We start from the raw sequence: 15014 nt of genomic DNA, 5'->3' as shown, positions 1-15014 counted from the left end.
CGTGGGGCTCGCCGGTTACCTCGGCAAGCGCGCAGTGCGCCTGGTCCTGTCGTTGATCGCGGTCTCGATGCTGACGTTCACCCTGCTGCAGCTCGCGCCCGGCAATTTCGCCGATCTGCAGCGGGTGAACAGCGGCGCCACGAACTTCGGCGGCGTCGGCACGGAGTCGATGGTCGGCGAGCTCCAGTCCCGGTACGGCGCCGACGTACCGGTCTGGAAGCAGTACCTGATCTTCATGAAGGGCGCGGTCGTCTGGGACTTCGGACCGTCGTACAAGTACGCCAGCCGCAACGTCCAGGACATCATCGCGGAGGCGTTCCCGGTGTCGGCGACGCTAGCGCTGCTAGCGGTCCTCCTCGCGCTGCTGATCGCCGTACCGATCGGGGTGTTCGCGGCATTGCGCCAGAACACCAAGACCGACCACGCGACGATGTTCGCGGTCACCCTCGGGCACGCCCTGCCGAGTTACCTGACCGCGGCGTTCATGATCCTGCTGTTCTCCGCGACCCTGAAGTTGCTGCCGTCCGGCGGCTGGAACGGCCCGGAGGATTTGATCCTGCCGGTGCTCGCGCTCAGCCTCGGGCCGGCCGCGGTGCTGGCGCGCTACGTGCGGTCGAGCATGCTGGAGACCCTCCGCGAGGAGTACGTGACCGCCGCGCTGGCCAAGGGCGGTCCGCGGCGGACGGTCATCATCCGGCACGCGCTGCGCAACTCGCTGATCCCGCTCGTCACCGTGGCCGGCCCGCTGCTCGCCGCACTGATGACCGGCACGGTGTTCGTCGAGGCACTGCTCCGGATCCCCGGTCTCGGCCTGTACTTCGCGAACGCGGCGGCCAGCCGGGACATGCCGTTGCTGATGGGTACGGCGATGTTCTTCGCGCTGATCCTGATGGTGACCAACCTGGTCGTGGACCTGATCTACGGGCTCCTCGATCCCCGAATCCGTACCGTGGGAGGTGGGTCCCATGACGGCCACTGAGGGCGTCGAGGCCGTGGTCGGCAGCATGAGTACCGGCGAACCGGAGCCGATCGAGCGCGGGACCACCGCGGGCGGGCCCTGGTCGCGGGCCTGGTCCCGGTTTCGCAAACACCGGTTGGCGTTCGGGAGCCTGATCTTCTGCGCGCTGCTGATCCTCACGGCGATCGCGGCGCCGCTCATCGCGCCGTACGGGTATGAGGAAACCGACATCCAGCACAAGCTGGCGGGACCTGGTGCCCCGGGGCATCTGCTCGGCACGGACCTGCTCGGCCGGGACATTCTCAGCCGGCTGATCTACGGTCTGCAGACCGCGCTGACCGTGGCGTTCGGCGCCGAGTTGACGGCGCTCGTACTGGCACTGGCGATCGGACTGCTCGCGGGCTACCTCGGCGGTCGGGTCGAGTCGTTGCTGATGGCATTCACCGACGTGATGTACGCGTTCCCCAGCTACCTGTTCGCGGTCGTGATGGTCACCGTGCTCGGTCGCAGCATCTTCGCGCTGGTGGTCGCGATCGGGATCGCGTCGTGGGTCACCCAGGCACGGCTGGTCCGGGCCCAGGTGATGACCTTGAAGGAACGCGAGTACGTCGAGGCAGCCCGGGCGATGGGCGCCAAGGGCAGTACGATCGCGATCCGCTACATCCTGCCGAACGCGATCGGGCCGATCCTGGTCACCACCAGCTTCGCGATCCCGGCCGCGATCGCCGCCGAGGCAGGGCTAGCGTTGCTAGGGCTCGGCGTACAGCCACCGACTCCGTCCTGGGGCGCGATGATCAGCGAGGGCAGCCGGTACCTCCTGGCAGCGCCGCACATGCTGGTCGCGCCGGCGGTGCTGTTCGCCCTGACGTTGCTGGCGTTCACCTGGATCGGCGACGGCGTACGGGATGCTTTCGACCCGAGTGGAGAGCAGCGATGAGTGAAGACGCATTGCTGTCCGTCCGCGAGCTGCGGACGACGTTCCGGCGCGACGGCGCCGAGCCGCTGACGGCGGTCGACGGCGTGTCCTTCGACGTACGACGTGGGCAGGCCCTGGCGATCGTCGGCGAGAGCGGCAGCGGCAAGAGCGTCACCATGCGCAGCGTGATGGGGATCCTGCCGCGGACCGCGCGGATCACCGGCGGTCAGGCGCTGTTCGGCGGCCGGGACCTGCTGGCGATCGGCGACAAGGAGCTGCGCAAGGTCCGTGGTCGCGAGATCGCGATGGTCTTCCAGAGCGCGATGGAGGCGATGAACCCGACGCTGACCTTGGAGCGTCAGCTCACCGAACACCTGCTCTGGCACGGGATCGGCAACAAGGCCGAAGCGCGCAAACGTGCGGTTCGCGCGCTCGGCGATGTCGGGATTCCCGATCCGGAGAAGCGGATCCGCACGTACCCGTTCCAGTTGTCCGGCGGGATGCGGCAGCGCGCGATGATCGCGATGGCGATGGTGACCGAGCCCGCGCTGCTGATCGCCGACGAGCCGACCACCGCCGTCGACGTCACCGTGCAACGGCAGATCCTCGACCTGCTGGCGGAGCTGAAGAACCGTGGCACCGGCGTCATCATGATCACCCACGACCTCGGTGTCGCCCGCTACTTCTGCGACGACGCGGTGGTGATGTACGCCGGTCGCGTGGTCGAGCGGGCGCCGATGGACCGGCTGCTCGACGACCCGCGCCACCCGTACAGCGTTGGCCTGCTCGGGTCCGGTGTCGAGGTCGGTGGCCGGGCCCTGCCGTTGCGGCCGATTCCGGGTAGCCCGCCGGATCTGTCGCATCGCCCCGAGGGCTGTCCGTTCCACCCGCGGTGCGCGCAGGCCGAGCTGCCCAGGTGTGCGACGGAGCAAGAGATCCTGACGATCGGTCCCGGTCGGGACGCCGCGTGCTGGAAGGTGGCCGTCGATGCCTGACGAACTGGTCCGTGCCGAGTCGGTGACCAAGGTCTTCCGGACCCGCGCCGGCGAGGTCCGCGCTGTCGACGACGTCTCGCTGACGGTGCATCGCGGCGAGACGCTCGGCCTGGTGGGGGAAAGCGGCAGCGGTAAGTCCACGATGGCGCGGTTGATGATGGGCCTGCAGACCCCGACGTCGGGCCGCGTCTCGTTCGACGGTCGCGACCTCGGCACGCTCCCGGCTCGCGAGTTGCGGATGTTGCGCCCGCGGATGCAGATGGTCTTCCAGAACCCGTACGGTTCGCTGCTGCCGCATTTCAGTGCCATCGGCAACGTGATGGAGCCGCTGCGCCTGCACGAACGTGGCGACAAGGAGTCCCGACGTACCAAGGCCCTTGAACTGCTCGAGCTGGTCGGTATCAATACCGGCCACGCGGAGCTGTACCCCCGGCAGTTCTCCGGCGGTCAGCAGCAGCGCATCGCGATCGCCCGCGCGCTGGCCCTCGAACCCGAGCTCCTGGTCTGCGACGAGCCGACGTCGTCCCTCGACGTCTCGATCCAGGCCCAGATCCTCGAACTCTTCACCGACCTCCGCAATCGCCTCGGCCTGTCGTTCCTGTTCATCTCCCACAACCTCGCAGTAGTAGAACGCCTGGCCGACCGCGTAGCAGTCATGAACAAGGGCCGCCTGGTCGAGGAGAACACCACCGAGTCCCTCTTCCACTCCCCCCAAGACGACTACACCAGACAACTCCTGTCCGCCGTACTCCCCATCCGCCAAGACTCAGCCCCGTAGCCGGGGTTGGGGAGGGTTTCTGCCCGTTTTGGGCAGGAAGCCCTCCCCAGGTGACGGATCTAGCTACCTAATGCCTTGGTGAGGGTGGTTGCGATGGTTCGGGTTTGCTGTTCTGTGGCTAGTAGGTAGGGCTGGGGGAGCCAGATGGTGTCGGTGGAGACGTTGTCGGCGTTCGGGCAGTCGGCCTCGGGGTAGGGCTGACTCAGGCGGGTGGCGATTGCTTTGGATTCTTGGAGTACGGCGGTGTTGCGGTGCAGGGGGACGTAGCCGCTGGATGCTCGGGTGATTCCTGCGGCGGCGAGGGACTGTAGTACGGCGTCGCGGCGGCCGGGAACTCGGAGCATGAACAGGTGCCGGCCGTGTGCGGTGATCGCCGGGTCGTCCGGGGCGAGCTGTATGCCGTCAACGTCTGAGAGCAGGTCCGTGAGGAGCCGCGCGTTGCGTTCGCGCACCTCCTGGAGCCGCGGGTGCCGCCGCAGTTGGACGCGCAGGATCGCCGCCTGGAACTCGGTCAGGCGCAGGTTGTACCCGACCGCCTCGTGCTGGTACCAGCCACCGCCCGGCACCCGCCCGACGTTCACCAGCGAGTACACGGCGCCCGCCAACTCCGAGGAGTCGGTGAGTACGGCGCCTCCTTCGCCGGCCGTGATGTTCTTGCTGCTCTGGAAGCTGAACGTGCCGAGATCCCCGATCGCGCCGACCGGCCTGCCCTTGTACGCCGCCCCGTGCGCCTGGGCCGCATCCTCGATGATCGTCAGCCCGTGCTTGGCGCCGAGCGCGTTGAAGGCGTCCATGTCGGCCGGCCGGCCCGCGAGATGGACGACAACGATCGCCTTCGTCCGCTCGGTGATCGCAGCCTCGGCCGCGACCGGATCGAGGAGATGAGTGTCCGCGTTCACGTCCGCGAAAACCGGCACCGCACCCACGAACAGCGCCGCTGAAGCGGTCGCGATGAAGGTGTACGGCGGCACGATCACCTCGTCACCGATGCCGACGCCGGCGGCCCGCAATGCCACCGCGATGGCGAGCGTCCCGTTGGCGAGGCAGATCGCATGCCCGGCCTGCTGGTATTCCGCGAACTCCTGCTGGAAGGTAGCAACGACATCCCCGCTCGTGCTACCCCACTTCCCCGAGTTCAGCACGTCCAGCAGGGCCTTCGCCTCTTCGTCGCCGTACTCCGGCCACTCCGGCATCTCGGACATCTCGGACATCATGGTGTGATCACCCATCTGTTGTCTCCGGCAACGATATCCGCGGTCAGCTCGACGAAGGTCCGCCCGAGCCGCACTACTGTCTGGGCCGAACCCTTGCCCTCCTTCACAATGGGGCCAGTGCTCGGTACGGCGAGCAACACCGCAGCGCCCGGCACCGGCTCCGAGGCCTCAGCCCGTACGGCGAGACCGTCCGGATGCGGCTCGACCGACAGCACGACTCCACGACGGCTGCGCTCCCAGCTGTTGATCCGGGTTGCCGTCCACCACGGCATCCCGCGCCGCCGGGCCTCCGCAGCGAGCTCGATACACGCCGCTCGAGTAGGTGGACGCAGATGCAGATGCGGCCCGTGGAACAGGAAGTGTGCAACGCCGTGCACCGACTGAGCCCCGTCCAGGATCACGTCCCGGACCGAAGGGTGCCCGGCCCAGGCGAGATCCTGGGTGTGCAGCGGCAGATTGAGGACGTCGTACATCCGGTTGCCCTCGGCAACCGGTGCCATCGGGAACGAAACGTGCGAGGCGCCGAACGTGAAGCCCACATCACCTTGTTTACTGGGTCCGCGCGACTCGTCGATCTGGATGCCGAGTCGTTCGCACCAGGTGTAGAACTCGGTCCAGCCCTCCCAGCGGGTGTAGTGGTTCTTGTTCGAGACGATCTGCTCGGTCCCGGTGACGGCTTGCGCCCAGGCGTACTGCGCGCGCATCTGCGGCCAGCCCCAGACCGCGAGGTCCGCATCGCCCATCGCGTTGTAGTGCAGGGCATTCTCGTGCCCGGCCGCGGTGATCGCCTCGTACAGTTCGGGCGAGTACCCGCCCGGAAACACATGGCACCACGTCACCTGGACATCGGCCTCGGCGAACGCGTCGATTGCCGCCTGGCCGTGTTCCTCGACGTTCTGGTCGGAGTCGTGCGACATGTGCGCGACGGCGTCGACGCCGGCCGGCCAGTACCAGAGCCACGGCACTGCCGCGCCGGCCAGTGAAGCGCCCCACCACAGACTCTGCGCGAACAACGAGCACCACCAGTCGGCGTGCGGCTGGTCGAACATCGGTACGGCGCTCGGCGGCGGATAAGTGTGCTCGTACGTCGGGAGCAACTCCGGCTCACCCGGCGGCATTGCCCGGTCCCGCTCGAAGCTGAGCACCATCCCGTCCTCGCACTTGAGGATGCCGTCGTCGATCGGCGCGGTGCCGTCGGCGGCCGGTGCACCGTCGGCGGTGACGGCGTACCCCTGCTGGATCCGGACGATGGTCTGCCACAGGTCGACGCCGTACGTCAGCACGACGCCCGCGTCGAGCCGGCGGAGGGTGACCGCGGCCGTGTCGTCGTCCTGCCAGCGGGCGAGCACCTCGACATCCTGGCCAGTGAGTCGATGACCGCCGACGGCGTGCAATGCGACCGGTGGGCGGGATGACCAAACGGGGGTTTCGGACAGTACGACGTGGCCGTCCGGGACGCTCTCGCCCGCCGAGACGCCCGCGAGCGCGGCCAGCGGACCGGGGTCGCCGACGAGGATCAGCACACCGCCGTCGCGAACCCACTGCTCGAGTCCGTCGGCGGGGTCGTCTGGTGTGGTCGCGTAGACCAACACGGCGACGTCGTCGTCCGCGTCGCCAGGGGAAATCAAGCGGTACGGCAGGCGCAGGTGTCCGAGCACCTCGGCCAGGTAGACCCACCAGGCGTCCTGACCCGCCTGGTGGGCCCGCTCGGTCGCCGCCCGGTTGTCCACCACTGCGACTGCGTGAAGGGGTTCTGGCACGCGACCAACCCTGCCTCAGGCGCCCTTCATCGGCAAGGCCTAAATAGCTGTTATGGACGACCGTAATAACTAGCGTGGGATCTTCTCGACCAGCAGTTGGTACGGCCGTGGGGGCCGGCCGAGCTTGCTCGAGCGGGGTGGCGGCATCGGCCAGGCCAGCCCCTCGTCGACGAGCGTGCTCAAGGTTCGGCGGGCGGTTCGCAGTGTGACGCCGAGGAGTTCGGCGACCTTCTCCGCGTCGACGACCCGCTCGGTGTCGTTCGCGTTCTCCAGCTGCTCGGCCAGCGTGGCCAGGATCTGCAGCGCGCGCGAGTCGCCCGGCACCGGGCGCTCGGCAGCGCGCGTGCGTTCTCCAGGAACCTGCAGTACGAAACCGTGCGGCCCGACCACGAACGCGGTCCCGCCACCCGCCGCCTTGTCCACCGCGGATTGCGCGTTCACCTCCGCCTCGCGGGTCGACGTACCGAGTCCGATGCCGACCTCGAGCCGGATCCCCAGCTCCTCGGAGATCCGGTCCAGGAACGGCGCCATCGACAGGTTGTCGGTTGCCAGCCGCAACGAGCCCATCGTCGTGACGATCAGGAAACTGTGCTCGTCCCGCGGCACCACCGCCGCGTCCATCGGCCGGGCGTCGCGCAGCAACTCGCGGTGCAGCGACAGCCGCAGCTCCTGGTACCAGTACGCGCTGGCGCTCGCATGCGCCGGCAACGAGGCCGCCGGGACCCGGACGATCATCGTGACGATCCGGGACTCCTCGAGCTTGGCGCCACTGCCCATCAGGATCGCCGTGGTCAGCGCCTGCCGGATCGTCATCGACGACGGCGTCATCCGCAGCGTCGGTACGCCGGCCTTGCGCAGCGCCACGTCGACGGTCGGCACGGTCGTCACCGCCCCGGTGGTCCGCCCGCGCTCGTGCAGCGTGCGGTGGAAGTCGAGGAACGTCTCGGCCGACTCGGGGCCGGTGTATTCCTTCAGCCGTACGCCGGAAGCACTCAGGCCGATCTCTTCGTAGACATGCGTGAGATCGCGCCGCGACATCGTGTCGACGCTGATCCGGGCCGGATCGAAGACCTTCTCGAGCACGCCGCGAAGCAGGGTCGAGAACAACGCCGGCCCGCCGCTCGGCACGTACGTCGCCGGCACCGGCAGCCCGCCTGCGACCGCCACGTCGTACGGCAGCGGTCCCGCGAACAGGAAGGAGTCGACACGGGAGGCGATCCGGACTGCCTGCTCATGGGCGTCGTGCTCGTCGGCGTACTGCGCGGTGACCAGCCGCAAACCGGGATTGTCCAACTCGCGAGCCAGGTTGATGATCCGGCGCACAATCTGCTCAGCGCCAACAACACCAACCGTGACCTGCTCATGCGTCGCCATTTCAGCGTCGTCCTCGACCCACGATAAGCATCAACACCCAGCCAGATTAGCCGTCCACAGCCTGTTGACTTCGCCCTCTGGAGGCCTATCGATTGCGGTAGTCTGGAAGAGAAGGAGGTGGTCGGTGATGTCTGAACCAACACCAGCGCCGGATGCTGTGGACCCTGCCGACGCTTCTTACTGGCAACGGCAGAATCTCGAGGATCTTCTGCGCGACAGCGAGCCGCTGCGCGAGGACGAGTCGTTCGAGATCCCCGATCTCGCCGACGACGAATGGGACCGGTTCGTCCGGGCGATCCACGAGTGACCGTTGGGACGGTCCTGCTCGACACGAACGTCTTCACTGCTTGGCTTAAGCCCCGCTCGACGCTCGTGCCGCTCTACGGCAAGCACGTCTTCGGCCGGCGGATCGCCATCGCGCCCGCTGCATCAGAAGCAGCATCAGGGTGATCTCTGGATAGCGGCGACCGCGCTACGGTGGGGCCTGCCGCTGGTTGCGCACGATGCTATCTACATCGGGTTGCCGAAGCTCGAACTTCTTACCGAGCTCCCGTCCTCCTGATCACCGGCGGATCGACGTTGACGGTGGGGATTCCGCCGCCGGCTCGGGCGATGATGGCCAGGGACGGGTCGGTGGTGGGGTTGCTCTCGCGGTGGATGGTGAAGGCCGGTACGTGTACGAAGTCGCCGGCGACCGCGTCGAGGTACTCGTCGGTGCCCTCGAACTCGAGCCGCAGGACCCCTGACACGATGTAGAGACTGCTCTCGTTCCGGTCGTGGTGGTGCCAGCCGGAGATCGCACCGGGCTGGGTGATGACCTGGCCGGCCCACAGGATCGGGAGCTCGAAGGCTCGCATCCGGAGCATGCCGGCCGTCGGGTCGGCGGCGACCAGGTCACCGGCTTTGATCACACGGACCGGCTCAGTCATGACACCAGTCTGCCGCCGCGCGAGCTGTCCGGCCACCGGGCGGCGCGTAAGGTTCGGCTATGGCGAGGATTGTGTTGCGGGTCCGACTGATCAGTGGCGACCAACTGGATGTCACCTACGACGAGCCCGGGGCAGCGGACGACGTGACTGTCCAGCATGCCGTCACAGCACTCGCGAGTGACAACGGACTGCTTCGGTGCAGACATGGCGACCGGGACATGGTGCTCTACTCCCGCGGAGTCGCCTCAGTCGAGATCGCGCCACGCGGCGCGGTTCTGTAACCCGAATGCCCCGGCTGGATTGCCGGGGCATTCGGAACGGTCAGCGTGTCGGGTAGGCCGCGTCGACTTCGACTTCGACGAGCCAGCCGCCGACCGGGAGGTTCTCGATCTCCAGGGCGAAGCGGGACGGGCGGGACTTGTTGACCACGAACGGTTTCGCGGGCGCCGCCGTACCGAGGGGGACGGGGACGTAGGCGCCGGTGGTGAGGTCGGTGTTCGCGAAGTACTGGCGATATGCGCGGTTCCACCCGGCGAAGTCGGCGACCGTCGCGCCGGCCGGGTTCTGCAGGAAGACCCGCATCGTGTAGACGTCGGCGTAGGACAGCCCGGCGGCCGCGAGGTTCTCGCCGATCCGCCGGAGGACGTTGATCCCTTGGGCTTCGGTGATGGTGACGCCGGCGGGCAACGTCCCGCCCGGGAAGATCGCGGTGTCGATGTACGACGCCTCGGACCCTGCCGGAGCGCCCGTGTTGAGCGCCGACGGCCCGATCCCACTCGTCTTGTAGACCGGGGTGTTGGCGCCGATGCCGACACCGGTCGCGATCATCGGGTTGGACTGCCCGGCGGGCAGGGCGGGTACGACGGTGCCGGGTTTCGGCGGCTTCGGCCGGTCCCACCAGCCGACCGCCGTACCGGCGCCTGCTGTGAACGACACGACCAACGCGACGGAACCCGCGATCAGAGAGGTGCGCTTCATCGGCTCGCCACCCGACTGTGCAGGGCGGTCACGGCCGCGCGGGCGGACACCATCGCGCCGTGCTGCCAGGCGATGGCGTGCGACAGGTGGTCGCCGGCGAAGTAGATGTTGCCGGTGGCCTCGAGCAGCCGGGCGTAGATCCCGTCGGTCTGTGACGGCCAACTGACCCAGGAAGCCTCGGAGTACCTGGTGCCCATCCAGTTCACCGAGAACGACGCCTTCACGTCCTTCGAGTAGACGTCGCCGTGCATCTTGGTGCCTTGCATCAGCGCGCGCTCCAGGCGGGCCGCCGGCGTCAGAGCGCCGTACGCGTTGGCGTTGGCGCCGGTGTTGTAGTAGCCGATCACGGTGCCGCGATCGCCGTGGAACCCGTACGACGGGTACCAGGTGTTCACGGTGTCGAGGTTGCTGTTGGTGATGCCTCCGTAGATCCGGTGGTCCTCCTCCCACCAGCGGCGGCCGTACTCGATGCCGATCTTGCCCGCGTTCGTCGGCCGGGCGTACTTGAGTGCCTCGACGATCGGCGCCGGCAGGTTGGACGAGACCTTCGCGGCCAGGTGCGGCGGCAGCGTGCAGATGGCGTAGTCCGCGGTGATCATCCTGGTCCGCGACCCGGTCTTGTAGGTGACCTGGACACCGTTGCCGGTGTTGTTCATCCCGGTCACTTCGGCGCCGTACCGGATCTTGTCCTTGCCGACGGCCCGCTCGAACGCATACGGGATGCGGTCCATCCCGCCGACCGGCTGGAACATCATCACCGCCTGGTCCCAGCCGAACTCGAACGAGAAGTAGTTGCCGACGCCGCTGGCGAAGACGTCGCTCAGTGCGTACGGCGCGGCTGTCGTGCCGGCCTCCATCCCGGCGCCCGGCTCGACGGTGTAACCGCGCCGGCCGTCGGTCCCGGTGTAGGCGAACCCGGAGGCCTTGTTCCCGATCGAGCCGAAGCTGCTGAGGAACCCGATCAGCGCCTCCTTGTCGGTCGCGGTCAGCATGGCGTCGAGCGCGCCCTGATCGGCGGCCGTTGCGAGCAGTTCGGCGACGTAGCCGTACACGTCCGCCTTGGCGGTGCGGTGCCGGATCGGCTTGTTCGACAGGCTGGTGGTGCCTTCGCGGTACAGGTACGCGTCCGCGTTCTGGTTGACGAACGGCTCGATCGCGACGCCGAGCTCGCGGCAGTAGTCGAGCGTCACGTGGTGCTGCGGCAGCCGCGCCGGCCCGGCGTTCATGTACTGGCCGGGCGAGAACGTCGCGCGCTGGGTGTTTCCGGCCAGGTCCGTCTCGACGGTGCCGCCGCGAACGGTCCAGTTGCGGCCGCCCGGGCGTTGCCGGGCCTCGAGCAGGGTGACCTGGTAGCCGGCCTTCAGGAGTTCGTACGCCGACGTGAGCCCGGCGATCCCGGCGCCGAGGATGACGACGTGCTTGGCGCCTCGGCCGTTGAGATCGGCCCGCGACGGGGCGGCGTACGCGGGAGTCTCGGCGACGCCCGTGAGGCCGAGCGCCGACATGGTGGAGTAGAGCACCCCCGCTCCACCGGTGATTCCGACCTGCTGCAGGAATTGACGACGAGTCTGCGCCATACCTTCTCCTCACTGAGCAACTGGGTAGCTGACCAGAAAGGTAAGGACATGGTGTTTTCGGAGCGTGACAGGACCGTAACGTGTAGACGCTCGTACTGACAGGTATGTTTCGGCTTAACGAACCTGTTGGAGCATCGGCTTCGCCGCGCCCGCGATCTCCGTGTAGACGCCGGGCTTGCCGGGTTCGGCGCAGCCCTGGCCCCAGGAGACGACACCGAGCAGTCGGCCGTTCAGCACGAGTGGGCCGCCGGAGTCGCCCTGGCAGGCGTCGGTGCCGCCCGCGAGGTAGCCGGCGCAGACGTTGGTGGCGGCGGCGTACCCGTTGGAGACGTAGCTCTTGACTGCCAGGCACGCCTTGTCGCCGAGGTCCGGTACGGCGGCCTTCTGCAAGGTCTCGTCCGGTCCGGTGTCCTGCGTGTCACCCCAGCCGTACACAGTCGGTACGACGCCTGCCCGATCGGCTCGCGCTCGGGTCTCCAGCGGCAGTACCGGTACGCCGACGAACGGCTTCGCCAACGTCAGCACTGCAACGTCGTACCGATGGTCCTTCGTGTTGTAGCCCGGGTGGACCCACGCTTTGCTGATCGCCGACACCCGTCCGACAGAGTCGTCCGCGAGGTCCGCCCGCCCTTGCACCGCGTAGTACGTCGACACCGGCTCGTCCATGCAGTGGGCGGCCGTCACGATCTTGTTCGGTGCCACCAGTGCGGCTCCGCAGTACCGGCCGCTCGAGGACATGGACTGCGTGTTGTTCAACGCGATCGCCCACGGCGCCTCGGCCGTGCTCGCGACCGTCCCCCCGACGACCACCGGCTTCGCACCTGCCGTGACAACCAGCAGAACCCCGACAAGAAGTGCAGCCCGCTTCAACATTCCTTAACCCTACGTGCGACGACTGTCACAGTAGGTTAGCGAACCTCCGGGCCTACGGGTGCTTGCAGGCTGCCGTAGCGCTCCATGCGTTGCCACCGGAGTCTGGTGCCGGCCAGTGCGGTGAAGACGGACTGGATGACCACCAGGTACATCAGCTGCCGGTAGACGAACTGCTGCAACGGCAGGGTCCACAGCGGTCCGGCCCGCTCCCCGTCCAGCCGGAACGCGTAGAAGCCCATGAGCAACTGCAGTACGACGAAGGCGGCCCAGACCGACAGCACGCGGACCGGGTTGAGGAACACCAGACCGTAGATCGCGAACACGTCCACCACAGGTGCCAGCAGCGGCAGCAGCACCTGGAAGAGCATGAGGTACGTCAGACCGCGACGGCCGAACTTCCCGGCCCGACCGCCCTGCACCATCGCCCCGCGGTGCTTCCACATCGCCTGAAGCGTCCCGTAGCACCAGCGGTACCGCTGCCGCCACAGTGCGCCCAGCGACGCCGGCGCCTCGGTCCACGCCACCGCACTCTCCTCGTAGACCACCCGCCATCCGTCCCGGCACAGCGCCATCGTCAGGTCGGTGTCCTCGGCCAGCGTCACGTCACTCAGTCCGCCGATGCGCTCCAGCGCCGTACGACGGAACGCGCCGACGGCACCGGGCACGGTGGGCATGCACTCGGCGAGATCGAACAACCGGCGGTCCAGGTTGAACCCGATCACGTACTCGATGTGCTGCCAGCGGCCGAGCAGACCGCGCCGGTTGCCCACCTTGGCGTTGCCCGACACCGCCCCGACGGACGGGTGCCCGAACGGCTGGATGAGCTTGCGGACGGCGTCCGGCTCGAACACGGTGTCGCCGTCGACCATCACGATCAGCTCGAACCGGGCCGCTTGCAGCCCGGTGTTCAGCGCGATCGGCTTGCCCGAGTTGGGCTGGCGGATCACGCGGACCCCGGGGATGTGCAGCGCTTCGACAAGGTCCGCCGTACCGTCCGTCGACCCGTCGTCGACGACGATCACCTCCAGCGGGTGGTCCGAGGCCACCAGCGAGCGGATCGCGGCCTCGATACCTGCGCTCTCGTTGTACGCCGGAACGATGACGCTGACCGGTTCCGTCACCGGGGGTCCGTACGACCAGCCACGCATCTTCACGTGCCGTCGGGCCGCGATGACCGTGGTGATCGCGCGCAGCACGCTCAGCGCGCCGGCGGCGTACAGCAACCAGCCGATCAGGGCGAGCACGGCGTCGCTGATCCGCATCGCCCAGATGACCGCGAGACCGCGACCGCGGTCCAGCACACTCGCTGTGCGGGTGGGGTCCGGCAGGCCGACCGCTTCGCTGACCGTGGCGAACCGGAAGCCACGTGCCTTCAGCCGGGGGAGCAGTTTGCTCAGTGCCTCGACGGTCTCGCTGCGGTCGCCTCCCGCGTCGTGCATCAGCAGCACCTGTCCGGCCGTGCTGCGCGGCATCGAGTTGGCGATGACCTGTTCGGTCCCGGGCTTACGCCAGTCCTCACTGTCCTGCGTGCTCAGCACGCTGAGGTAGCCGGCCTTCCGGATCTCCTGGAGGCTTGCCCAGTCGCGGTCGTTCAATGCGCTCGGTTCGGACGAATAGGGCGGGCGGAAGAGTGTCGTACTGGTACCTGTCGCTCCGGCGAGGATGAGCTGGCTCTGCCGGAACTCGAGCGCACGGCGCCAGGAGGCCGCGGTCGACAGGTTCGCATGGGTGAACGTGTGCAGGGCGATCTGGTGCCCTTCGGCAAGGATCCGCCGGGCCAGCTCCGGGTGTGCCGCGACCTCGGTGCCGATGACGAAGAAGGTCGCGTGCACGTGCTGCTGCCGCAGCAGGTCCAGGATCTTCGGCGTCCAGACCGGGTCCGGGCCGTCGTCGAACGTGAGCGCGATGGTGCGGGCCTTCGGTGACACGGACCGGGGAGTGCCCTCGCCGGCGTCGATGACCGGTCCGCCGGTGCGGATCTGCCGCGGTACCGTTCCGGAGCCGCCGGTCTGCTGGAGCGCGCCCTCGGACAACGCACCGAGCATGTGGTGCGTGTAGCCGTTCAGCAACAGCATGCTGGCCAGGCAGACCAGCAACATGGTCAGCACGACCCAATGCGTGCGGAGCGGGACCTGCTTGGCCCGCCGCGCGACTGGTCTGCTCACGGCGTAGTCGGCGCCTTGGTCTTACCGGGTGGCGTGGTCGGCTTGTTGCCGTGTGTCGTGGTGGTCGTCGGGGCCGGTGTGGGTGTGGCGGTCGTGGGCGAGTTCGTCCGGCCCGGCGGTGTGGCCGTGGCCGTCGTCGGAGCAGTCGTCGGTACGACGGTCGGCGGCGGCACCGGAGTCACCGGCGGGACGGTGGTCGGGACGGTCGTCGGACCTGAGGTCGGTACGCCGGTGGGGGTGGTCGACGGAGTCTGCGGCGTGGAGGTCTCGCTCGGCCCGTCACCCGGCGTACTGGGTGTGTTCCCGGTCGTGGGCCGCACTGTTTCGATCGCGATTTCGGCCGGCGGAGCGGTCGGCCGGTGCTTGGGCTTGGCTGCTTCCGGGAGCGGAATGAGCGGGGTGTCCATCCGCGGCCCGCCGAGAAGACTACTGACCATGAGCACGAGGTAACCGACGGTAGGTACGGCGAGGACAGCGCCAGTTCTGCGGATGGTGCG

Annotated in this window: 16 protein-coding genes; 7 read left to right on the top strand and 9 right to left on the bottom strand. The window is 68.1% G+C overall.

The window, feature by feature from the left end:
• Position 1 precedes the first annotated feature (1 nt).
• The 4 genes from EV651_RS24425 to EV651_RS24410 are packed head-to-tail and all read left to right on the top strand — an operon-like array spanning position 2 to position 3647.
• Entirely contained in the window at positions 2-979 is a 978-nt protein-coding gene (locus EV651_RS24425) for an ABC transporter permease (protein ID WP_238157158.1), read from the top strand.
• Positions 966-1895 carry an ABC transporter permease gene (locus tag EV651_RS24420; RefSeq protein WP_238157157.1) on the top strand — a complete coding sequence of 310 codons (930 nt, stop codon included), beginning with the start codon at positions 966-968 and terminating at the stop codon, positions 1893-1895. The genes EV651_RS24425 and EV651_RS24420 overlap by 14 nt, the downstream gene beginning before the upstream one ends.
• Entirely contained in the window at positions 1892-2869 is a 978-nt protein-coding gene (locus EV651_RS24415) for an ABC transporter ATP-binding protein (protein WP_133787570.1), read from the top strand. Before EV651_RS24420 ends, EV651_RS24415 begins: the two co-directional genes overlap by 4 nt.
• Complete coding sequence (locus tag EV651_RS24410) at positions 2862-3647, top strand: dipeptide/oligopeptide/nickel ABC transporter ATP-binding protein (RefSeq protein ID WP_133787569.1); 786 nt, start codon at positions 2862-2864, stop codon at positions 3645-3647. Before EV651_RS24415 ends, EV651_RS24410 begins: the two co-directional genes overlap by 8 nt.
• A 59-nt stretch (positions 3648-3706) precedes the next feature.
• Here EV651_RS24410 and EV651_RS24405 read toward each other — a convergent pair whose 3' ends face one another.
• From EV651_RS24405 to EV651_RS24395, 3 genes are all read right to left on the bottom strand, one after another.
• The gene (locus EV651_RS24405; RefSeq protein ID WP_133787568.1) at positions 3707-4876 is read right to left on the bottom strand and encodes a DegT/DnrJ/EryC1/StrS aminotransferase family protein; all 1170 of its coding nucleotides are present in this window, start codon (positions 4874-4876) and stop codon (positions 3707-3709) included.
• Positions 4858-6621, bottom strand: a complete 1764-nt coding sequence (locus EV651_RS24400; RefSeq protein ID WP_133787567.1) for a hypothetical protein — start codon at positions 6619-6621, stop codon at positions 4858-4860. Before EV651_RS24400 ends, EV651_RS24405 begins: the two co-directional genes overlap by 19 nt.
• 69 nt (positions 6622-6690) lie before the next feature.
• The gene (locus EV651_RS24395) at positions 6691-7995 is read right to left on the bottom strand and encodes a transcriptional regulator (RefSeq protein WP_133787566.1); all 1305 of its coding nucleotides are present in this window, start codon (positions 7993-7995) and stop codon (positions 6691-6693) included.
• Positions 7996-8122: 127 nt separating this feature from the next.
• Here EV651_RS24395 and EV651_RS24390 point away from each other — a divergent pair, with 127 nt between their 5' ends.
• Together EV651_RS24390 and EV651_RS41510 are read left to right on the top strand one after the other, a co-directional pair.
• Positions 8123-8302 carry a hypothetical protein gene (locus EV651_RS24390; RefSeq protein ID WP_133787565.1) on the top strand — a complete coding sequence of 60 codons (180 nt, stop codon included), beginning with the start codon at positions 8123-8125 and terminating at the stop codon, positions 8300-8302.
• Complete coding sequence (locus EV651_RS41510; RefSeq protein ID WP_166658752.1) at positions 8299-8445, top strand: hypothetical protein; 147 nt, start codon at positions 8299-8301, stop codon at positions 8443-8445. The genes EV651_RS24390 and EV651_RS41510 overlap by 4 nt, the downstream gene beginning before the upstream one ends.
• A gap of 89 nt (positions 8446-8534) precedes the next feature.
• On the opposite strand, the gene EV651_RS24385 is transcribed toward EV651_RS41510, so the two are convergent.
• Positions 8535-8924: a cupin domain-containing protein gene (locus EV651_RS24385; protein WP_133787564.1), complete on the bottom strand. Its 390-nt coding sequence runs from the start codon at positions 8922-8924 to the stop codon at positions 8535-8537.
• A 59-nt stretch (positions 8925-8983) separates the two neighbouring features.
• On the opposite strand from EV651_RS24385, the gene EV651_RS24380 reads away from it, so the two are divergent.
• The gene (locus EV651_RS24380; RefSeq protein WP_133787563.1) at positions 8984-9205 is read left to right on the top strand and encodes a hypothetical protein; all 222 of its coding nucleotides are present in this window, start codon (positions 8984-8986) and stop codon (positions 9203-9205) included.
• A gap of 40 nt (positions 9206-9245) precedes the next feature.
• On the opposite strand, the gene EV651_RS24375 is transcribed toward EV651_RS24380, so the two are convergent.
• The 5 genes from EV651_RS24375 to EV651_RS24355 all read right to left on the bottom strand — a co-directional run bounded on the left by EV651_RS24375 (position 9246) and on the right by EV651_RS24355 (position 14954).
• A complete protein-coding gene (locus EV651_RS24375; protein ID WP_133787562.1) occupies positions 9246-9902 on the bottom strand; it encodes a Rid family hydrolase in 657 nt (218 codons plus the stop codon).
• Positions 9899-11479 (bottom strand): FAD-dependent oxidoreductase, encoded by a 1581-nt coding sequence (locus tag EV651_RS24370; protein WP_133787561.1) that lies wholly within the window; start codon positions 11477-11479, stop codon positions 9899-9901. The genes EV651_RS24375 and EV651_RS24370 overlap by 4 nt, the downstream gene beginning before the upstream one ends.
• A 114-nt stretch (positions 11480-11593) precedes the next feature.
• On the bottom strand, positions 11594-12352 hold the full coding sequence (locus EV651_RS24365) for a trypsin-like serine protease (protein WP_133787560.1): 759 nt from the start codon (positions 12350-12352) through the stop codon (positions 11594-11596).
• 35 nt (positions 12353-12387) lie between these two features.
• Positions 12388-14517: a bifunctional polysaccharide deacetylase/glycosyltransferase family 2 protein gene (locus EV651_RS24360; RefSeq protein WP_238157156.1), complete on the bottom strand. Its 2130-nt coding sequence runs from the start codon at positions 14515-14517 to the stop codon at positions 12388-12390.
• A complete protein-coding gene (locus tag EV651_RS24355; RefSeq protein WP_133787559.1) occupies positions 14514-14954 on the bottom strand; it encodes a hypothetical protein in 441 nt (146 codons plus the stop codon). The genes EV651_RS24360 and EV651_RS24355 overlap by 4 nt, the downstream gene beginning before the upstream one ends.
• Positions 14955-15014 lie beyond the last annotated feature (60 nt).

The sequence above is a fragment of the Kribbella sp. VKM Ac-2571 genome, assembly GCF_004362255.1.
Lineage (GTDB): Bacteria > Actinomycetota > Actinomycetes > Propionibacteriales > Kribbellaceae > Kribbella > Kribbella pratensis.
The sequence above is the reverse complement of the archived record's forward strand: the minus strand, read 5'-3'. Positions and strand labels throughout refer to the sequence as shown.